We start from the raw sequence: 21366 nt of genomic DNA, 5'->3' as shown, positions 1-21366 counted from the left end.
TGCCGTGAACACTGAACTTGATTTACAAATAGCCTGCGAGTTTGATAACTTGCCTAGTCTTGAGCAGTTTGCGCTGTGGGCTAATAAAGTGCTTAGTCAATACCGTGATGAATCAGAGCTGAGTATTGTTATTGCTGATGAAGAGCAAAGCCAACAACTCAATAATGACTACCGTGGTAAAGATAAACCAACCAATGTGTTGTCGTTTGAATTTGAAGCGCCAGCAGGTATAGAGCTACCTTTGGTGGGTGATTTAGTTATTTGCCCAGCCATAGTGTTAGCTGAATCAATAGAGCAAGAAAAGTCATTTCATGACCACTTTGCCCATATGGTGATCCACGGATGCTTGCATTTACTTGGATTTGACCATATAAAGGATGAAGATGCGACAGAAATGGAAAGCATTGAAAAGCAATTGCTTGCCGAATTAGGCATAGCAGACCCATATCGGGACGATATTTAAATTTACGGAGCAAGTAGACGCAATGAGCGACGATAACTCGCAGACTAGCCAGGGTTCTTCTGGCAAGACCTGGTTGGGTAGAATTACCCAAATGTTGCAAGGGGAACCCCAGAATAGAGAAGAGCTGGCTGAAGTAATTGCCGATGCGCAAGTTCGGGATGTCATTGATCCTGAAACCAAAGAGATGATCGAAGGTGTGCTCGGTGTGTCAGAGTTAAAAGTGCGAGATATTATGATCCCGCGCTCACAAATGATCACGCTCGAAGTGGAAGCGCCACTAGAAGAACTCATTCCAATGATGGTCGATTCAACGCATTCACGTTTTCCAGTGGTGTGTGAAGATAAAGACCACATTGAAGGCATTTTACTAGCAAAAGATCTATTACCACTGATCCTCAATAAAGATGATCTACTGCCATCATTACGTGATTATTTACGCCCAGCCGTTGTTGTGCCTGAAAGTAAGCGTGTTGATACGCTACTTAATGAGTTTCGCCAACAGCGTTACCATATGGCGTTAGTAATTGATGAATACGGCGGTGTATCTGGCTTAGTAACCATAGAAGATATTCTTGAGCTCATCGTCGGTGAAATTGAAGATGAACACGACGAAGAAGAGCAACTAGATATTCGTCAACTTGCAAAGCATGTGTTTGTTGTTCAAGCACTTACTCCTGTTGATGATTTTAACGAATATTTTAAAACTGGCTACAGCACGCAAGACGCTGATACCATCGGTGGTACTGTTTTACACGCCTTTGGGCATATGCCTGGCCGTGGTGAAATAATTGATATAGATGGCTTACAATTTAAAGTAACCAATGCCGATAATCGTCGATTATTGCAATTACAGGTTACAGTGCCAAAGGCTGATGATAACGACAGTGAAGACACTTCTGACTAACTGCCTGCATTTAGCAAAAGATAAAAAAGCATGGCTCGCACTGGTTGCGGGCCTCTTTTTAACCTTGTGTTATGCCCCTTTTGAGATTTGGCCCCTCACGTTCGCCTGTTTAGCATTAGCGATATACAGTACCCACACACATAATTCTGGGCAGCAATATGGCAAACTAGCCAGTAAACGCGCCGCCAAATATGGTTTTATATTTGGCCTCGGTTGGTTTGGCGCAGGTATCAGTTGGGTGCATGTCTCCATTGCCACCTTCGGCGGTATGCCACTGGTAGCCTCAGTGTTACTGATGGTGCTGTTATGTGCTTATTTAGCTATCTACCCGGCTTTAGCCTTTATGTTTGCCACACGCTTTGCCAGCGGCCCTAGTAGCTACGGTTTATTATTACTCTCAGGCTTTGCTGTCACCGAATACTTACGCGGTGTGGTACTCACCGGCTTCCCTTGGCTAAGCTTTGGTTATACTCAAACCGATAGCCCACTTAACTTTTTAGCGCCGCTGATCGGTGAATTTGGCTTAACGTTAGTGTGCATAGCCATCGCATTTGCACTCTATAGGCTTATTATTGCAAAAGACTTTAAACTAACGATAGCAACCGCAGCTATCATCGCTGTTATCAGCGGTATGGGTGTTGTTAGCCGCAGCAATCAATACAGCGAAACAACCATTAGTGCTTTATTAGTGCAAGGTAATATCAAACAAAGCCTGCGTTTTGAGCCTAGTGAGTTTTGGACCACTATGAGTAAATATCAAGACATGACTCGCCCCCACTGGGATGCAGACTTGATCGTCTGGCCCGAGGCAGCTATTCCTGAAATTGAAGCCCTCGCCGACAGCTTTTTGGCCGGCCTCGATAGCGCAGCGTCATTTAACAACACCGCACTTATCACCGGTATTGTTGATTACCAACTCGACACCAAAACTATTTTTAACACCCTTATTGTACTTGGCAATAAAGAGCACAGCGACGAGCACGGTCATTATCAATACTTAGGTAAAAATCGTTATCAAAAACATCAATTACTACCCATTGGTGAGTTTGTGCCATTCGAAGATATATTGCGCCCAATCGCGCCATTATTTGACCTACCCATGTCATCGTTCACTCGCGGCGACCAAGTTCAAAATAACTTACGTGCTAATGGCTTAAATATATTACCGGCCATTTGCTACGAAATCGCTTTTGCTGATTTAGTGCGTGGTAATTACCACAATGATTCGGATATTTTATTTACTGTAAGTAATGATGCCTGGTTTGGTGCCTCCCACGGTCCCCACCAGCACATGCAAATAGCCCGTATGCGTGCCCTTGAATTACAACGCCCGCTTATTCGTGTGACCAACAATGGCATCAGCGGCGTATACGACCCAATCAGCCAAATCCAAGTCAGCATGCCTCAGTTTGAAGCTGACACCCTTAAAGTTAATATCAAGCTCATTCAAGGCGATAGCATTTATAGCCAATATGGTAATTTGCCAGTGTGGATTGTAGTGGTGTTGATGGGAGTTATGGGGATTGCTATAAGTCGTAAGCGGTAAGCGGTAAGCGGTAACGAGTTTATTCGTAGGTTGGGTTGAGTGCAACGAAACCCAACAATTTAAGAATAGATTTATTTTGAGCAGGTCATTTATACTACCCATGATTATTAAAAGTGTATAAGTATTTTAGCTACGATTCAAAAGGCTATTACTTCATGCTTATAGCTCGTTCAACTACTTTTAATGCATCTTTTTTTATCCCATCAAAACCTTCTGTACTCATAGTAGGCTTTCTCTCCGCCAATTTATTTAAACACGCACTAACATCATTAAAGTCCGTGTTTTCAAATAATATTTTCGTTACATTAAGTGTTTCATTACTAAGATTTAAAATCAGATCTAACACCTCAGCAGTATCTACTGTAAATAAATTTAATAAAATAGCTACGCTGAGTGGGTCTTCAGAATTTACCAAACGCATAACAAAACAGTTCATTGGAGTTTTATATTTGACTGTTGAACTTCCGAAACGGCCAAATGAACTAAATTTGCTATAAATATGTAAAAGCGCAAATAAAGTTCCATAAGTAAAGGCATGACGCTCATTAAACATGTCTTCAATTATTTCATCTGAAAAAAGATAAGCCATCAATATGCTATCTTCCTTTATTGAATAATCCCTAGGGGAAAATCCTACCATTAGTTCTAATGATGCCCTTGAGTTGTTTAAATTTACTGCATTTTTAAATAACGACTTTACAGTCTTTTGAGATCTAATTTCATTATAAAACATGCTCCAACCATAGAGCTTTATAGCATCAAGCCAAAATTTAGACGTTTCTTGGTTTTTTACTGCATTACATAGCTCTATAATTGCACTTTCATCACCTAAAACGATTTTGTTTAGATTATTAAAAACATCCCTTTGCCTAAATCTCTCGTTCGTAAGCCTTCCCTCAATTATAGAATTCAAAATATGCGGATATGTATTGAAAGATAAAACATGTTCAGATAATAGATCTTTAGATATTTCTATACTTTGACCTGAGCGTTCTTTATCAGATGAAAATACTCTGCTGCTGATAAAGCCGAAATACCGTAAGCTTTCTTCTACGATATGTTTTTCAAAATCAGAACTCTCTAAAAAGTTGCTTTCAAAAAAATCAACAAAAAGCTGACTCTTAAAACTTGTATCATGAAATAATTTTATCAATACATCATAAATATAAGGATAATTACCTTTTAATGCTTCAAGTAACATTAAATCATACAATAAAACCTCCCCGTTTAAATACTTCCAAACAGCTTTAACCTGTATTTCAAAGGTATTAAATGCTCTAAACGAAGGTAATAATTTATCTATCAGGGTTTGGCACTGCGGTAAATCATCTCTAACTAGTACTTTTTTATAATATTCCTTTGTGTCACTATCTAATAATTTAATTTCTAACTGATTAATCTCACTGAATAAATTTGGCACAGAGAAATCAAAACGTATTGGGCAAATTCGTAAAAGAGTAGCTGAAAAATCAGTTGTATTTTCGCCTGCAAAAATATAATCAATACCTTTTAACTTCTCTAACCTATCAAGGAGACCTGCAAGAGCGTGAAGGCTGTCTACCGCCTTTTGATTACGGTCGAGATCTTGTATTGTTATTAATAATCTCAAGTTTGCTGCACTAATTACATCACTTAAGTTTTTTAAAAGTGCATCTGGGGAAGTTGGTTTATGTACAAACGCAGCAAATATTTTAAAAGGTGTGTTACCAGCATTCATAGCTGAAATGTAATGTGAAGGCAAAGAACGGAATTTACACATATCGACTTCTGTACCCAAGGCTATTAATACTTCATCTAATACATATTGGATAATAGATTCTGTCTCAACACCCCATAGGTCAATATTGCAATGAATAAATTTTGGTAGCCCTTTTTTATTTTTTAGTTTATCTACTGCTAAATTTATAGCTGTTGTTTTCCCTACACCAAACTTGCCAAGAACGGCTATTCGTATGCTGTTATTATCAGAGTTAGTACTTGAAAGGGCTTTTTCAATTTCAGTAGCTACATGTTTAGTTGAGCTGTGCCAATCGTGTTCATTGATAGGTGTATTAACATTACGGCTTATAATGATATTTTTTAATGTGTGGAGTAGTGGCAAAAAAGAAAAACCAATTAAAAGCCATAAATTTGCTAGGAGAAAGTCAAAAGGATTTTGCCGCCCACCATCAAAATTGAGTATTGTCCAAAATACAATTACAAATATGACTGAGAGCATTAGAGATGGATAGCGATAATTAAACTGCCAAGGCCTTTTTTCATGATAAATTGAAAAATCACTAGCAATTTTAGTTATCATAACCCCTGTTATAAAAAGTAAAATTGAATAACCTGAAAACAAAAAATTATCATTGCCATTGTGAGCATCAAATACTTTGAGTAGATGCTGGGACCACCAATTCCATAGCTTTTCAAAGGTGGTTAGAGTCGTAAGAAATGAAAAAAGAAGATAAGTAACAACACTGTAAACTGCTAATGACATATAACGAGAAAAATTTATAAACTTCATCCGTGATCCAAATTAGTATTTCTTGATAGTTTCTGATGACTTTTTTAAGCTCATATTTTATTCATTAGCTTGAAAAGCTTACTTAGACTAAAACACATAACCTTATAACAATACATGTTATTTAATGCGCGATGACAACTTTTTATACACTGCATCTTTATCTCGTTTGCCGATAGCGAGTACATATACTACAACTTCATCATCAATCACTTCATAGGCAAGCCTGTAGCCTGCTGTGCGCAATTTTATTTTATATACACTATCAAAACCCCTCAGTTTCGATGCTGGTACATGAGGATTTTCTAGACGCTCTATGAGTTTCTTTTTAAACTGACTTTTTATAGGAGGAGCAAGCTTGTTCCACTCTTTTTGCGCTGCGGGTAAAAATTTGAGCTTATAAGTCATCAATATTAACTTCAACAGCCTCTGATAAGTCTGCTCTGCGACTTTCGACAATTTTTGCTAATTCAATATCGTCGATCAGTTCCATTAGGAACTCATACGTTTGCGCAGGTACTAAATAAGCTGCTGGTTTATTGTGATTTAAAATAGCTATCGCTGAACCATCAGCTTCATTTAATAACGCTGTCGGATTTTTCTTTAATTCTGAAATACTTGCTGAACAGTCTGCTAATATTTGTCTCATAACTCACCAAAAAGACCATAAATATGAGCTAACTTTAGACCTTTTTTAGTTTTATAGCTAGCGATTTTTGTAGCCTTTTATTTCCTATACACACTATTTAGTAAATAACTTTTCAAACAATCGTTCTGCGTGTTTTAAGCCATCATCCGTAAGGATGACTGATTTGGCTTTACCTACCGGGTCGCCTATTAGGCCTTTTTCATGCAGCCGATTGGTTACGTCCCAATCAATTTGTTTCCATACACGGCAATGGTCGTGCAAGGTTAAATACATCAGCGCTAATGCGGCTTCATCTATTTTATCTTCATCGATTTGAGTTTCAGTACTCATAATCAGCTCCTAATTTGATAGTTTTATTAAGCTTATAGATAACTCTATATTTTTCAATCAAAGCGCTCTTTCGCCATAAATGGCGACCTACAACTTATCGTCATAGACCATGCTTTAATCAAAGCAGAACTAAAATACTCACTAAAGTGGTTTTTAACTTATTCCTTAATCGCGTCTTCTATCGTTTGCGTAGTAACAGGCTGATTTAAGCTACCTTTAATAACCACAGTTGCTGAGATTTTATCTTGAATGGCTTGGCGGTTCGGATCCCAATAAACTTGTAAAAAACCTAGTAACCCAGTTGCAAACCCTGCGCCGTAGCCACCGTATCGGCCAAACGCATCCCATAAACTTAAATCTTCGCCACTAAGTGCGACAACACGGATATTGCATACTTTTTTACCCGGTGTTTGGCCACGCCAAAGCAGCGAAAATAATGTAAAATATACAGCAGCCCAACCAAAGCCAAGACCTAAATCTTGAATGATTCCTTTGCCCCACTGTAAAATACTATTCACAGGTGCAGCTTTAACAGGTGCGTCTTCAGGTGCAGCAGTCTGCTCATCAGCTTCAACCATTACTTTCAATAATAATCGGGCAACCTGATCGTTATCAAATTCATCTATTTCAGCCAATTGTGGCACTTGAGTAACTAAATTAGCAAGCGCATTGCTTTGACAAGCCTGATCGCAATTTTGACTTGGTGCTGTTTGCATTAAATAAGTATTTATCTGTTGTTTTTCCTCTGCATTTAATGGTGTTTCACGCTTAATTCTTATCCCTTGAATCGCGGTATCCTCCTCAAAAAAATCGATTGCGATTGCAAGCACTGAGAGTGAACTTATAAATAATATACTAGTAGCTGTTATTTTTAATACTCTTCGCCAAACAGTCGACATTGTTGGTAAGTATTTTTGCGCTGTGCCTTTATAAAAAGCCATTGCAGCTACAAATGCGATTACAGCAGCACTGATCTTAGCCGCGAGAAAAATTAGCGCTACATCGATTACCATCGCGAGCGCGCGGCGAGTCGGTGAAGCAAGTGGTAGTCCCAATAACGCTTGATCTATTTTAAATGCATAGGGCGTAATAACTTCCTTAGTTTCAGCAGCTGTTAATGCTAATTGTTCTATCTGTTTCGCTTTCATTTACGCCTTTATCCTTAAAATTAAATAAGCATCTTTATTTAGATTGTTATTGAGAGCAGCTTATAGCTCAAACCATCAAGGCTAGATTATCTATAAATGGTTTATTTTCTTCATTTATCACACGAATTATTTCTTTGTGTAAACGTTTTTTGTGCTCAGCAAAAATGGCGCGCTTTTTATCAAATGTAGCGGCAAACGCCATTGCGTCCGCTAATAGGCTATCTTGGTCTGTTGAGGCTTTTTCTATAATGTGATCAATTGCAAGCTCTGATCCAGAAACGCGACGCCCTGTCAGTTTCATTTCGTTAAAGCGATAGTAAGGGATCGCTTTTTTCACAAAGGCGATCATGCCAGGTAAAAATGGGATTGATAAATCCACTTCAGGGAAGCAAAAAAAGCCGCGATCGCCGCGCATAAATCTAAAGTCACACGCGCACGCTAAAATTGCACCGTTACCAAAAGCATGACCATTAATGGCAGCGATCACTGGCATAGGAAAAAGCAGTAAGGTTTTAAATACATCGTCCATGTCGTACATAAAACCACGTATTTCATCGGCCTTTTTTGCTTGCATAGCAGGTAACAACCAATCAGTATCAATGCCTAAACTCCAACACTTATCATCATTTGAGGTGATGACTAGCGCTTTGTGGTTTTGGTTTTCAACAACCTCTGCTAACGCTTGTTTTAGTTGATGTGCAAAATGTGGATTTTGGCGGTTTTCGCCGTTTGTTAAGGTTAACACCGCAACTGTATTGTGGGTGGCTAACGTCATCATTGTCATCAGGAGGCCTTTCATTGTAGAGAGTCACGGTGCGCACTTTGTATTATTTTTTTACAACGTGATAAATAAGTTAAATATATAATGCCATGCTTAGCGCTTAAATAACTAGAATAACTGTTTAAAAAATAAGTATTACTATTAATCTTGTGTTCTTTGTTATGAATAATCTAAAAGGTTGTTATACAAGTAACGATCCATAACAATGGTTACAACATACTTTGGCTATTTGCTAGGGCTATCAAAGGAGAATGTATGAGTAATGTAGCTATTGTTGTCGGTGCAACTGGCTTAGTGGGCAGTCACTTAGTTGAAGAATTAATTGTGGCAACTCATATCAGTAAAGTTATCACCCTAACGCGTCGCCCTATTAGTTATAACAGTGACAAAGTCGTTAATCATGTAGTGGACTTTAACCATTTAGCTCAACACGCTGCGCTTTTTAAAGCGGATATATTATTTTCATGTTTAGGCACGACAAAAAAAGCAGCTGGCTCTATAGCCGCTCAGCGTAAGGTTGATTTTTATTATCAGTTAAAAGTCGCTGAACTTGCTGCAAAACACGAAGTACACCATTACTTGCTAGTATCCTCCAGTGGTGCAAATGCCAATAGTGGTAACGCATATTTACAAATGAAAGGTGAACTTGAAAATACTGTCAAAGAACTGCCATTTAAACGCATTAGTATTATTCAGCCATCGTTATTACTTGGCGAGCGTAATAACGAATTTCGTATTGGTGAAAAGCTTGGCAGTGTATTGTTACCAATTTTATGTATGCTGCCTGGTTTAAGAAAGTATCGCCCTATCACGGGCAAACAAGTTGCCATAAAAATGTGTAATATCAGTAAACAATCAGGTGATGGTGTTGAATATTTTAGATTAGATGAACTATTTAACAGTTAAAATTCAGTACGTATCTTATACGTTCCTTTTCACCATAAATGGCGACCGACAAATTTAAATACGAACTTCAGCGCAAAAAGCTATAAAAAAGCCAGCAAATGCTGGCTCAGTTTTTAATACCTATTAACCTTACTACTTACCAAACTCTGTTGGAGCTGGCGGCACAATCAAGGGTTTTTTCGGGTTTGCCTTAAGCTCTTTTAACAGCTCTTTTACGGCACGCTCAATCGACGGATCTTGCCCAGCTTGAATAAGCTCTGGACGGTCAATCACTTCGATATCTGGGCTTACGCCTTCATTTTCGATGATCCAGTTACCGTCATTGTCGAGTATTCTAAAGGTGGCAGCAATAACTGAACCACCATCCACAAGCCCTGGGTTACCAGAGATACCTATTAACCCACCCCAAGTGCGAGTGCCAATTAGTTTACCTAAACCTGCTTGGCGGAAGTAATACGGTAGTGCGTCACCACCTGAACTGGAGTAGCCGTTGATCAGCATGGCTTTTGGTCCATCATGGGCAAACTGTGGTGTTTTAGTTGGCTCAACGCCACGACGCTTCCAGTAGTTAAGCGGTTTACGTGCCAGCCAAGTGATCATATGCTCTGGGATAAAACCACCGCCATTGTAGCGATCATCTATGATCATTGCTTCTTTGCTAGTTTGCGGTAAAAAGTTTTTAAATAACGAACGATTACCTTCGTAATGTGTGTTTGGCAAATGTACATAACCAATACGACCGTCGGATAGTTTATTTACATATTCAGCACGGCTATGCGTCCATTGTAAATAACGTAAGCCGGTTTCACTTGCGATTGGTTTAACTGTTACCTTCCAACTTTTTTTCAGGCTCGGGGATTTACTAAGCAATAACTCAACCGATTTACCTTGGGTGTTTTCAAGTAATTCATAAAAGTTAACCACATCTTTTACTGAACGACCATTTACCTCAACAATATAGTCACCAACGCTTGCGTTAACGCCCGGCTCGTTGAGTGGTGAGCGGAAGTTCTCGTGCCAGTTTTCGCCTTTAAAGATATTTTCGATTTTTACAAAACCGGATTTATGCGCGCTAATTTCTACGCCTAATAAACCATGCTGTAAACGTGTTGCAGTTGGCATATCGCCAGAGTTGACATAAATATGCCCGGAGTTAATCTCGCCGGCAATTTCGCTTAGCACATAGTCAAGGTCGGCGCGATGTGCGATTGCATCAGCCATTGGTTGGTAGCGTTTTAAAATAGCATCCCAATCTTGGCCGTGGTGATTTTCATCGTAGAACCAATCACGTAATGTCCGCCAGCCTTCACGATACATTTGCGCCCACTCTATTTGCGGGTCAATTTTTAGTATCATATTTTGCAAGTCTAACTGGGTGGCTTTTAAATCTTGCTCAGCGGCTGGCTTAATTACACTGTAATTATCACCTGAGCGAGCAATGATATGCTGCGCATTCGCTGATATTTTATAGCTATTAACCCCCTTCGCTACGGTGGCAATTTCGCCATCGACGGCAATAGGTATTAATTTTAGCTCACCCGCAGAGAGTGTTAATACGCCATCTTTTACAGCAGTTAAAGCACTGTAATTTCCGGCCAGAGCATTTAGAGCGACAACGCGATCCATAAAACCATCACTTTCAATATAAGTGCTTAACGGTTTAGCTGACTTGTCATCGTCTTTATCCGCTTTCGAGTCAACAATACTTATTTCATCAGTCAGTGGCGTATTCAGCGGTTTGATTTTGCTATTGACAGCAACAGCATAAATTCGCGTGGCATTATTAAACATGTAGTCAAATTCATAACTACTAAAAGTTAAGTTAAAGTCGCGCTCTGAAGTAAAATACAATTGCTGACCATCAGGAGAAAACGCCGGATTTCGTTCACTGCTCATATCGTCGGTCAGACGTGTAACTTGTTTATCTTTTAAATTATAATGCCATAATGAGGCATAACGATTTTCGTTATTTTTAACAAATACAACATCTTCACTATTAGGTGACCAAATATACGTAGTTAAGCCGTCTTCTTCATACTTGGCGGTATCAATTTTATGCTGCTTGCCGGTTTTTATATCAAGCCACCATAAGGTGTGATTTAGATCTGCAAACAATAGCTTTTTATTGTCCGGAGACCAAACAGGGTCAAAACGCCAAATAGTGCCATTAGTTGTCAGTTGTTTAACCTTGTTGTTATTAGCTCGGTCTTGGATATAAATTTCGTACTCACCACTTTCATCACTCATATACGCAATATATCGGCCATTTGGTGACCACGAAGCGGCAATTTCACGCCCTTTAGGCGTATAGCTTAAATTGCGTGTTGGGCCATTTTTAACGGGTACTGAAAACAGCTCTCCACGGGCACTAAAAACCACGCGCTTACCATCATGGGATACATCCATCGAATCAATAAAACCAGCCACATTTTTGCTATAAGGCATGGTATATTCACGATTTCCCTGTACGTTAATAGTCAGCTTTTCTTCACGCTGCGTTGCATCGTCAAAACGGTATAAATAACCACCATTCTCATACACTATGGCATCTGGGCCTGCCGATGGCCAAAGCACATCAAAATCCGTGTGATTGGTCACTTTCACTGGTGCTTTGCCGTCTTGATGCTTATATAAGTTTAAGGTGTATGCTCTGTCTGACACATAATAAATATTGTCATGCACCCAAGTAGGCTGCTGATCAGTGGCTCTATCGGTAGTTAACTGCGTAGACTTGTTGTGCTCTAAATCATAGATCCATACATCTTGTGCGCGGCCCCCTCGCGTGCGCTTCCAGGTACGAAACTCGCGATCAATTGGTGTATATACGTATTGCTTACCATCAGGCGATAACATGCCGCCACCCGTTTCAGGTATGGCCAATGGCTGCTCTAAGCCACCATCGGCAGGGACCATGTAAGGACGTCCCACACGCTTACCATAAGGTGTACGGTTTGCTCGAAACACTATATGTTTACCATCAGGCGTCCAATCAAGGACACGATAATCATAGCCACCACGAGGCGGCATCACACCAACATCGTTATAGTAAGTCAGCTGCTTTAGATCACTGCCATCGCGATTCATTACATATATTTGGCGGCTACCATTGTACTGTGCTGAAAAAGCGATTCTTTTCCCATCTGGAGAAAACTTAGGGAATGTTTCAAAACCAATGTGATCTGTTAAGCGCGTGCTTTTACCCGTTTTGATATTTGCTATATAAATATCACCGGCATAAACAAAAGTAACCGACTCTTTATGAATATCAGGGAAACGCAATAATCGCGTATCTTGAGTATCATAAGCCGCGGCCATGGGTGAGAATGTAGGCGCAACCGCAACCGCAATCGCTATTGCGGTTAAAAAAGTACGTAATTTCAACTTAACCATCCTTATGTTGTTATTTTATATCATCATAACAACATAAAAATGGATTGCAGCTTTGTTCGGCGAATAACTGTAACAGAGTGTAAATAATCACCACAATAATAGACTAAACATTTATATATTTGCCATGAACTTAAAAATGATTGAACAATTCTCTCAACCACACGTATTAAATAGCCTATCGTTAAAGTTTTAAGGAATACACGTGAAAATAACCCATATTGCATCCGCTGTAGCAGTTAGTTTGTTGTTACCTTCAGGTTTGCTTAACGCCGCGCAAAGTTGGTACATCATTAATGACTCAGTAATGGGCGGTTTATCGACCAGCCAAGCTTATGAGAAGGACAATAGCTTAATTTTTACAGGCAACGTTTCTCTTGAAAATAATGGAGGCTTTGCTTCAATACGCACAACAATAAACACTAATAAAGAAAACGCCAATCTCATATCTTTACGGTTCAAAGGAGATGGTAAAACGTATCAACTTCGCTTAAGAACGAGTCAGTACCTAGACGGACCAGCGTATACAACCTCATTTGAAACGATAAAAGATCAATGGCAAGTCGTTACATTCTCACCAACTGACTTTAGTCTCACTTACCGTGGTAAAACCTTAGAGCAGCAACCAGAGTTAACGTTCAAAGATGTACAACAATTGGGCCTTATGATCGCCAAAAAGCAGCAAGGTAATTTTAAACTTGAATTAGCGCATATTAAATTTGAGCATAAATAGCGTAAATTAAGGGCTATATTGGAAATATTAAAATTATTTTTTAAAATCATATTCTTCGTTATCTCGCTTTTTAAGCTCTGTGATAACCATTTCTATCATCTGTTTCTTTATTTCTGCGTGGTTGGACTTTAGCTCATTAAGTTGCTGAACTAATATATCAATTTGCTCTTGCTGTTGAGAATCTCGGTATTTTTTCGCACCAGTATGCTCAGGATCTATTTTTAAATTTTGCGCTTCGGTATTTTTTTCCAGCTGTATAAAGTTGCTATTGTGGCTTTCAAGCTTGAGATTTCGCTGAATTGGATCTTGTTTTAATTTATTAATTTGTTCTTGTAGCACGATGATCTTTTGAGCGAAATCTTCATACACTTTTTGTAAATTGTTATACTGTTCAGCAAAATTCACATCATCTTCGCTATACTCTTGCGCTTTAGCATCTAAAAACTCAGACAAAATATATTCAGGCTGTTCTGTTTGCGCTGCTTGTTCTTCAAGTCGTTTTTCGTATTTACTTTGAAACCCATGAGCTTCAGGAATAGTAATAACAGGTAAGATCTTCATATTTCATCCTTAAAATTATCCTGGTAATAATATCGGCACAAAATAATAAGACTTTAGCTTTCTTTTGCAAAAACATTACCCTTGGTTATTACCCAAAGGCTAGGAAGCTACTAATGGTTAAGCACCTAAGCGCCGGTATTAAACTCACTGGCAAAGGAGTTTTACCGTTAGATTCCAAGCAACAATTAAACACACTTGCTTTGCAAACTGTAAATTAGCTTTTGCTATACTATTGCTCCATGAAAACCCAGCGGTAAATGATAGGGTAATTGCATTGAAGCCAACGGCCCTTGACCTATTTTCTCCGCATCAAAAACAGCAACACCACTTTTAGCCGATCCATAATCCAACCACGTATTAATGATATAACCTTGCCCTTCTCTATTACTATTTGTTTTGGCTACAAATAAAGGCTCTTCAACATGGGCTGTATCACCAAAACTATAACTTTGACTTTGGCCTGATTGCGTGTTCAATCTTGTGATTGCATTAAACTCTTTATGTGGATTATTTTTGCTTATTCCTACGCCATACTGCAAAGCCGATGACTTAGCAGCGAAACGCTTATCAAATTGCAAAAATTCCATATATGGTTCAGCCCAGTTAATCGATACCTTGTTAGTAACAAGATTAAGCCTAAGCTGCGCTGCTTTAGCTGGTTCATGCGCAATACGATTTTGGTGATTGTCTATATTAGCCATTACATCAGTCATTACAGTTGCATCTGGATACAGACATAAGTTAACAACTAGTTCATTATTTTGTTGCCAACTATTTCCAAAATGAAAAACAAATCCAGCTTCAAGCTCCATCTGGTTAACTACTTGCAAACTATGCTTATCAACCACTAATACCCGACTGCCTAATTGTTTTTGCCATTTAAATCGTTCTATATAAGTTTCTCCCAGTTGCTGTAACATGGGTGGCAAATAAAATATTAAATACTGCTCTGTCACTGCAAAATCATGAATATAACTATGATGTGGCAGTGGTAAAAGTTTATAGCGTTTTATGCCTCCTTGCGCCGTCAGTTGATACACTACAATGCAAGGTTTACCTGTAAAAGAAATATCACCAAAGTTCCAAATCGTACCATCGGTATCAGCATGAGGATGAGCTGAAAAAGGAACCCCATTTAATTCAGACCCAAAATCAACCTGTCCTTTGGTTGCGAGTGTTTCTTGATCAAGGCGATACGGCGTACCCGCTTCCCACATAGCCCAAAGCTCACCGGCCATTGGTAACAATGCCGTATTTGCAGTATTGAATACTTGGGTATTTTTTGCCGGTTTTGCATTAGTAATTATTGAGCCTGCACCATTATATAAAAACCTTCCTGCTTTACTCTCTTCGACAAACTTCTGTGTTTGTGTAAATTTTCCTTGATGAGTGACACCGTGCTGTGAAAATTTAAATTGATTAACAAACCCATCGCCATCAAACCAATGGCTGTAACGCTGCCCTGCCCGCTCTTGCATACCCGGGCCATTGCGGAAAAATGTTATACCTTGTAACTGAACGGGTAGCTCACCTTGCCAAGGTTCAAAATGTGGATCAATATTATCCGTTACCCCTTGCCAACCTAAAAAAGAAGACTGTATATCAGAAGAATGACTTGGCTGTGGCTTTGCATTTGCTCCAAATACCGCAGGGCATTGGCTAGCGATGATTGCGCATGTGCTTAAGTATGTTGATTTTTTTAAAAATTCACGACGTAACATAGCAATATCCTTAATCAATCGAAATTTGAATAGTGTGATCAACATCACCGACAGCAAAGCGTAATTTGTCAAAACTTGGCGGCCCCATTAAACGAGGATTATTACTAAAACCATATGGCTCATTAGGAATACCAATCATATTACGATTGAGCTTTTGATTATTATCTAAATCTTGGTAAGCCAAAATGGCGTAATCACCGGCGCTTAAATCGCTAAATGTTACTGTAGTCTGTAACTTAGTCACGGCCCCTTTATATGCTAGCGTGGCTTTATTTGACTCCATAGCAGAGACTGAGTCATAAAGCACCACATATATATCACCTTCAAGCTGTGTGATCCCCGCAATATCGACCGTTAATTCGGCAGCTTGTGCAGCTAAGCTACTGATTGCAAATGCACTGGTAAAAACTAATTTTTTAAACATAACAAGCTCTTTCTAATGTGGCTTAACACCTATTGCTAAGCTGATGTAGCTACTGTAGAAAAGTCCCACATATAATACAGGTGCCAAAAGTCATGTTTTTTGAAATTAGTTTGTTTATGTCTTAGTATTAAGCAAATTTATTAACATCGCGTTTAAAAACCCGCATACTGTTTTATTGATTTAAATTAATGAGTCATTGCGGTTTTATTGCTATTTAAAGACAAGCTAACGTAAACTAAAGCACTTTGTTTTTTTGCTGGAAGCGAAATGCAGTCGCCCTCTTTATTGACACTAAAAAAACCTATTAACTGGCAACTAACATTAGCGGGCTTACTAGGCTGCGCCACAGTTATGGCGCTTACTTTAGTAACTAGTCAAGCCACATCGCTATTAAGCAGTTTTCTCGCTTATATGCTGTATATACTAAGCTTTTTAGTGATTACACTGACAAATGGTGTAAACCAAAATCCTCGCAGTTTAAGCTGTTTTATATTTTTACAAATACTGGCAACTTTAATATTAGGCTGGATATTACACACCCCATTAATTTATATTTTATTGGTGATTATAGCAGGGCAACTGCCTTTCATTTTTAGCTCGAGATACGCTTTAGTCCCGATGGTTGCTGCTCATAGCTCACTTGTGCTGGTGCTCTTTTTTAGTAAAGAAAATGCTATTTCTCTGTGGCATGAATTAACACTAAGTAGTGTCTACTTGGCTTTTGAGATTTTTTCGTTTGCCGCCAGTAAAGTTGCCGTCAAAGAAGCTGCAACAAATAAAGCATTAACACTGATGAATGCACACCTTGCTTCTACACGAAGTTTACTAACCGATAGTATTCGTCATGGTGAGCGCCTTGAGATCAGTCGTGACCTGCATGATATTTGTGGCCATCAACTTACCGCATTAATTTTAAATTTAGAGTTTGCCGCACAGCAAACAGCCAACTCAAATGATGACTCTTCTCATGCTACATTGATCCAATCACGCGACTTAGCAAAAGCATTACTGAGTGAGATCCGCAACATGGTTCGCAGTATTCGTACCGACGGTGATATTGATATAAAAACAGCACTCAATGAAATTGCAGATCGGTTACCTGGTTACAATTTTGCTGTTAACATCGACAATGCGCTGCAGATCCATTCCCATAAGCAAGCCGAATGTATATTAAGAGTGTGTCAAGAAGCAATTACCAATGCGATTAAGCATAGCCAATTTAAACACATTGAAGTGCGACTATCACAGACCAACAAAATGTTAGCCTTAGATATTATTAATCAGCAATCCCAACAAAGTGATTTGAATTTCGGCTGTGGTTTAAACTCAATCAAAGAGCGGGTAAGTGAATATCAAGGCTGTATGGAAATCAAGCAAACGCCAGAGCGTTTTTGCTTACATGTCACCCTCCCCCTTAAGGACACATTATGATCAGACTAGCCATTGCCGACGACCAAGCACTGATCCGCGAGGGGATCGCCAATTTACTCTCTTTAGCGGACGAATTTACCGTCTGTTGGCAACTCGACTCAGGCATCAAAGTATGCGAGCAGCTATCCTCTGATCCCATTGATGTACTATTAATGGATATTAGGATGCCTGGCGTCAATGGTATCGAAGCACTAACCCAACTTCGCAAACAGCATTTTGATTGCAAGGTAATTATCTTAACAACTTTTGATGATCCGCAGTTATTTGTCGATGCAATGCAAGCAGGAGCTAATGGATTCTTACTCAAAGATGTCGACACCGAAAAGCTTCATCATGCAGTCCATCGTGTGTACAACGGACAAACCTTAGCAGAGCCAGTGTTATTAAATCAGCTAAATGCAGCACAGCTGTCGACCTTTGGGGATAATGAAATTGAACCGCTGAGTGAACGCGAAACTGATATTTTAAAACTGATCGCAGCTGGACTATCTAATAAAGAAATAGCTCAAGCCATTTTTTTAGCTGAAGGAACCGTTAAGAATCATGTATCAAGCTTACTGGCAAAGCTCAATACCCGCGATAGAACCCGCGCAGTACTTAAAGCATTGAGCGCGAAAATTATATGAATTATCTTACACAAGCTTTTTAAGTACATGTTTATTTTACAGTATTACCAATAAACAAACGATATAACTTATATTTCTACTTTAGATATAACATCTACAAACTCAGCCATTCAATCAAAATACTAAATCTGCGCTCAGGTTACTTTAGCTTCCTAGCCTTTGTTATTACCCAAAGGCTAGGAAGCTACTAATGGTTAAACGGCCAGTTGATGGATTACTAGATAGTCCTAAATCAGGATTAATATTACCAGAATGCAAGGCATTACTTGGATATACAATAAGCCTATTCGGTTTCGCCTCTAGTGAGGCTATTTGCTCAAACAATGTTGTATCACTGGAAATATAACTAGGACGTTCGTGGAGCCTTTGAGCAATGGCTTGCTGTTTGATCATTGCACGATACGGTGCGAGTCGCTGCTGTGTTATACGTTCAAAGCCAGATGCTTTATGCCGATACAAGGACGTTCCACCATATGCTTTTGCACATAAAAAATGCACAGCAGCAAGCTGGTTAACACTAGGAGTATCAAAGTGAGGCAACATTTGAATGGGCCTTAATTTTGTTACCGGTGTTGTGGCAATTGAAAACGCAGAAAAAACCACTTTCATGCCATTGCTATCGATAAAATTGAACGACGATTTTAAGATAGGGAGTAACTCTTTAAGTTGCTCACTATAGTTAGCCGGTGATGGTTTGCGAACCCCTGGGTATAAATCTCCATTAGATGCAGTAAATGCCGAGCTATGATTAACGTTTTCACAAGCACAGGCGATGAGTTCATTATAGTTTAAACTTAAATCATCAATCACTAAAACAGGTATGCGCTCATTACCAACAACTAAGCGTGTAACTTTCATTGCCGGGTTTAAAAAAGTAGCACTAGTCATGTACACTAACTAACTGCTGATTTTTACGTTCAATAAGTGGATACAGTTGACCCAATGAATTGATCATCGTGTAGATTGGTTTAAGCTGTTGTGCTTTATGTAAACGCCCTATTTGTTCAGGACCTAGTGCCGCTACTTTCTCTTCACTTACCGTATATAGACCGTTTAAACGTGAACTTTGCTTATTGCAAAAGGTAACGTCAAGGGAAAGAGGCTGCACTAAATTAAGTGCTAACAATGTGTCGATCAGTGCTTTATTTTCTATTTCGCCTTGCAATAAATACCCTAAGCATTGTTTCATTTTAACAAAATAATCACTATCTTCACCGCTGTCAGTAAATAATACCTGGATGTCATTGACGTTATTTTGCGCTGAGTCGCGAACTATCGATGGGCTGTCTAAGTTTATACAAACCGCATAATCTCCCGCTTCTTCAGCTTGTATATCACCGACAAAAAATGGCTGCCTTTGTAACTGTAATGGTATGTAAACTCCTTGCCATTGACCGTCTTTCGAAAATAAATTTTCATGTTGCTCAAAACCTAATAATGCCGTTAAGGTAAATTCGCCTGTTTCACCACTCTTTGCAAGTACGATCGGATGTTGCACAGATACTTGGCTAAATTCAGCAACCACAACGGGAAGCATATTTTGCGTGGCACTGTGTTCTTGAGTTTTCGCGGTATCAATTTTTAAATGTTTGTGAGCACTGTAATTAATTGCAACTAAATTAGTCATATTGTTCTCTTTATTCTTTATATTTCACAGCACAATTAAATTGCACTAAGCCCATGCAGCTTAATTTTATCAAGTAACTCTCTGTTACTAGGTAATGTTGAAACTGCTTGCTGAATCATATGTTTATTTTTAGCAAATTGACTCTGTGCAAATGTTTTATCATTTAATAAGTGAGGTGAGTTGCTGTAATCACTTTTAAAGCCCATTCCATACAAGACATACTGATAGCTTGCAGCAGGAAACACTTCATTATTACTCGCAAAATCATAATCAGCAGGAGCGCGATATTGCCAAAGTTGCATTAAATCTTGCAAGCTTTGTGGGATCGTTTGTGGATCGCGATTATCTATCCAAAACGCATTATCGGTGCGCTTACTCAAAATATAGTGCAGCTTTAAAAAGTCGATTATTTTCCCCCAGCGGTAGAGAAATGTATCGTTAAAGCGTTTCGCTGTAATGTCCATTACCTCGCGAGTCGGTGGCAATTGCTCGCTAATCATTTGCGCTGACATCTCAACTAACACAAGAGCAGACGCTTCAAGTGGCTCTAAAAAGCCAGCAGACAATCCAACAGCAACACAATTATTTTGCCAAAAGTGACTGCGATGGCCACTTTCTATCGGAATTTTTCTGATTGTCAGTGAATCAATCTTATCGCCTATATAGTCGGCAAGTCTTGCCCTTGCTTGCGATTCAGTACTGTGTTTGCTCGAATACACATAACCAACACCACGGCGATGTTGTAAACCTATGTCCCAGATCCAACCTGCTTCTTGCGCCGTCGAGATGGTATGTGAAGCGATTGGGCTACTGTCATTTTCATAGGGTACCTGTACTGCTAAAGCCGTATCTATGAATAAAACATCACGATAGGATTTGAACGGCACTTGATAATGACCTCCGAGCAATAACGATGAAAAACCACTGCAATCAACAAATAAATCGCCACTTATATTTCCGGCCTGCTTTGTTGTTAGACTACCTATATCACCATTTTCGATGCTGTTAACTTTAGTAACATCAGCTAAAATATGGGTTACACCTAAATTTTCGATGCAGTGTTTTTGTAAAAACACTGCAAATTTAGCTGAATCTAGATGATAAGCGTAATTGGCGACAGCGCCATATTCAGGCGTTCTGATCGTCTTTGGCGCAAGACCTTGCTCGCAAAGTGCTTCTTGAAAACATACCGCATTAGAAAACGATGATGATTGCTCGCCATCGTTTAACCAATATCCTGCCATATCTGTTTTAGTGAATCCTTGCGGTAAAACCAATGGGTGATAATAATAATCATCTTCGCCACCATCCACCCATTGTGCAAACTTAGCACCTTGTTTAAAACTAGCGTCACACTCACGGATAAAGTCGGTTTCACTAATACCCAAAGCGATTAAAGTGCTGCGCATTGTTGGCCAAGTACCTTCACCAACGCCAATAATTGGTACGTTTGGCGATTCGACTAACGTGACCTTGACGCCAACGTCCGTATTACTCTTATGCTCTGCAGCCAATCGCCCCGCAGTTAACCAACCCGCAATACCACCACCCACGACAATCACTGTGTTTATGCTTTTTTCTTGTTGTTTCATTTTAATACTCGCGTGGATTACAATTAAAAGT

General features: G+C 39.2%; 20 protein-coding genes. 7 read left to right on the top strand and 13 right to left on the bottom strand.

The genetic code is table 11. From position 1 onward, the window contains the following. The first annotated feature begins 4 nt into the window (after positions 1-4). Genes ybeY through lnt form a run of 3 tightly spaced genes read left to right on the top strand, consistent with a single transcriptional unit; the run spans position 5 to position 2913 of the window. Positions 5-463 carry an rRNA maturation RNase YbeY gene (gene ybeY, locus PVK79_RS06785; protein WP_145240621.1) on the top strand — a complete coding sequence of 153 codons (459 nt, stop codon included), beginning with the start codon at positions 5-7 and terminating at the stop codon, positions 461-463. A gap of 22 nt (positions 464-485) precedes the next feature. Further along, complete coding sequence (gene corC / locus PVK79_RS06780; RefSeq protein WP_149980717.1) at positions 486-1367, top strand: CNNM family magnesium/cobalt transport protein CorC; 882 nt, start codon at positions 486-488, stop codon at positions 1365-1367. Continuing rightward, on the top strand, positions 1348-2913 hold the full coding sequence (lnt, locus tag PVK79_RS06775) for an apolipoprotein N-acyltransferase (protein ID WP_257325558.1): 1566 nt from the start codon (positions 1348-1350) through the stop codon (positions 2911-2913). The genes corC and lnt overlap by 20 nt, the downstream gene beginning before the upstream one ends. 148 nt (positions 2914-3061) lie before the next feature. Here the strand turns inward: lnt and PVK79_RS06770 are convergent, their stop codons facing one another. The 6 genes from PVK79_RS06770 to PVK79_RS06745 form a co-directional block, all read right to left on the bottom strand. Beyond that, positions 3062-5422, bottom strand: coding sequence for a P-loop NTPase fold protein (locus tag PVK79_RS06770; protein ID WP_257325557.1), 2361 nt, complete (start codon positions 5420-5422; stop codon positions 3062-3064). A gap of 117 nt (positions 5423-5539) precedes the next feature. After that, positions 5540-5827 (bottom strand): type II toxin-antitoxin system RelE family toxin, encoded by a 288-nt coding sequence (locus PVK79_RS06765; protein ID WP_257325556.1) that lies wholly within the window; start codon positions 5825-5827, stop codon positions 5540-5542. Then, complete coding sequence (locus PVK79_RS06760; protein WP_016707918.1) at positions 5817-6068, bottom strand: type II toxin-antitoxin system Phd/YefM family antitoxin; 252 nt, start codon at positions 6066-6068, stop codon at positions 5817-5819. Before PVK79_RS06760 ends, PVK79_RS06765 begins: the two co-directional genes overlap by 11 nt. A 93-nt stretch (positions 6069-6161) precedes the next feature. Further along, positions 6162-6398 carry a DUF6429 family protein gene (locus PVK79_RS06755; protein WP_257325555.1) on the bottom strand — a complete coding sequence of 79 codons (237 nt, stop codon included), beginning with the start codon at positions 6396-6398 and terminating at the stop codon, positions 6162-6164. Positions 6399-6556: 158 nt separating this feature from the next. Then, entirely contained in the window at positions 6557-7546 is a 990-nt protein-coding gene (locus tag PVK79_RS06750) for an RDD family protein (protein ID WP_257325554.1), read from the bottom strand. A gap of 67 nt (positions 7547-7613) precedes the next feature. Continuing rightward, on the bottom strand, positions 7614-8330 hold the full coding sequence (locus tag PVK79_RS06745; RefSeq protein ID WP_257325553.1) for an enoyl-CoA hydratase/isomerase family protein: 717 nt from the start codon (positions 8328-8330) through the stop codon (positions 7614-7616). Positions 8331-8582: 252 nt separating this feature from the next. Between PVK79_RS06745 and PVK79_RS06740 the strand changes: the two genes are divergently transcribed. Beyond that, complete coding sequence (locus PVK79_RS06740) at positions 8583-9233, top strand: NAD-dependent epimerase/dehydratase family protein (RefSeq protein ID WP_257325552.1); 651 nt, start codon at positions 8583-8585, stop codon at positions 9231-9233. Positions 9234-9365: 132 nt separating this feature from the next. Here the strand turns inward: PVK79_RS06740 and PVK79_RS06735 are convergent, their stop codons facing one another. After that, the gene (locus PVK79_RS06735; RefSeq protein WP_425607878.1) at positions 9366-12623 is read right to left on the bottom strand and encodes a S41 family peptidase; all 3258 of its coding nucleotides are present in this window, start codon (positions 12621-12623) and stop codon (positions 9366-9368) included. Positions 12624-12825: 202 nt separating this feature from the next. Here PVK79_RS06735 and PVK79_RS06730 point away from each other — a divergent pair, with 202 nt between their 5' ends. Then, positions 12826-13353 (top strand): CIA30 family protein, encoded by a 528-nt coding sequence (locus PVK79_RS06730; RefSeq protein ID WP_257325550.1) that lies wholly within the window; start codon positions 12826-12828, stop codon positions 13351-13353. Positions 13354-13386: 33 nt separating this feature from the next. On the opposite strand, the gene PVK79_RS06725 is transcribed toward PVK79_RS06730, so the two are convergent. From PVK79_RS06725 to PVK79_RS06715, 3 genes are all read right to left on the bottom strand, one after another. Next, positions 13387-13914, bottom strand: a complete 528-nt coding sequence (locus PVK79_RS06725; RefSeq protein WP_182758052.1) for a hypothetical protein — start codon at positions 13912-13914, stop codon at positions 13387-13389. Positions 13915-14138: 224 nt separating this feature from the next. Beyond that, positions 14139-15635 carry a carotenoid oxygenase family protein gene (locus PVK79_RS06720; protein ID WP_257325549.1) on the bottom strand — a complete coding sequence of 499 codons (1497 nt, stop codon included), beginning with the start codon at positions 15633-15635 and terminating at the stop codon, positions 14139-14141. A 10-nt stretch (positions 15636-15645) separates the two neighbouring features. Continuing rightward, positions 15646-16059 carry a DUF2141 domain-containing protein gene (locus tag PVK79_RS06715; protein ID WP_145240580.1) on the bottom strand — a complete coding sequence of 138 codons (414 nt, stop codon included), beginning with the start codon at positions 16057-16059 and terminating at the stop codon, positions 15646-15648. Positions 16060-16326: 267 nt separating this feature from the next. Here PVK79_RS06715 and PVK79_RS06710 point away from each other — a divergent pair, with 267 nt between their 5' ends. Then, positions 16327-17490 (top strand): sensor histidine kinase, encoded by a 1164-nt coding sequence (locus tag PVK79_RS06710; protein ID WP_257325548.1) that lies wholly within the window; start codon positions 16327-16329, stop codon positions 17488-17490. After that, a complete protein-coding gene (locus PVK79_RS06705) occupies positions 17487-18116 on the top strand; it encodes a response regulator (RefSeq protein ID WP_257325547.1) in 630 nt (209 codons plus the stop codon). The genes PVK79_RS06710 and PVK79_RS06705 overlap by 4 nt, the downstream gene beginning before the upstream one ends. Before the next feature lie 165 nt (positions 18117-18281). Here the strand turns inward: PVK79_RS06705 and PVK79_RS06700 are convergent, their stop codons facing one another. The 3 genes from PVK79_RS06700 to PVK79_RS06690 are packed head-to-tail and all read right to left on the bottom strand — an operon-like array spanning position 18282 to position 21335. Beyond that, the gene (locus PVK79_RS06700; RefSeq protein ID WP_257325546.1) at positions 18282-19004 is read right to left on the bottom strand and encodes a DUF6445 family protein; all 723 of its coding nucleotides are present in this window, start codon (positions 19002-19004) and stop codon (positions 18282-18284) included. Beyond that, entirely contained in the window at positions 18997-19743 is a 747-nt protein-coding gene (locus PVK79_RS06695; RefSeq protein WP_257325545.1) for a SapC family protein, read from the bottom strand. The genes PVK79_RS06700 and PVK79_RS06695 overlap by 8 nt, the downstream gene beginning before the upstream one ends. A 35-nt stretch (positions 19744-19778) precedes the next feature. Beyond that, positions 19779-21335: a tryptophan halogenase family protein gene (locus tag PVK79_RS06690; protein ID WP_145240572.1), complete on the bottom strand. Its 1557-nt coding sequence runs from the start codon at positions 21333-21335 to the stop codon at positions 19779-19781. Positions 21336-21366 lie beyond the last annotated feature (31 nt).

It is taken from the genome of Pseudoalteromonas rhizosphaerae, assembly GCF_028885455.1.
Taxonomy (GTDB): domain Bacteria; phylum Pseudomonadota; class Gammaproteobacteria; order Enterobacterales; family Alteromonadaceae; genus Pseudoalteromonas; species Pseudoalteromonas rhizosphaerae.
Note: the sequence above shows the minus strand (reverse complement) of the source record. Positions and strands in the feature narration are given on the sequence as shown.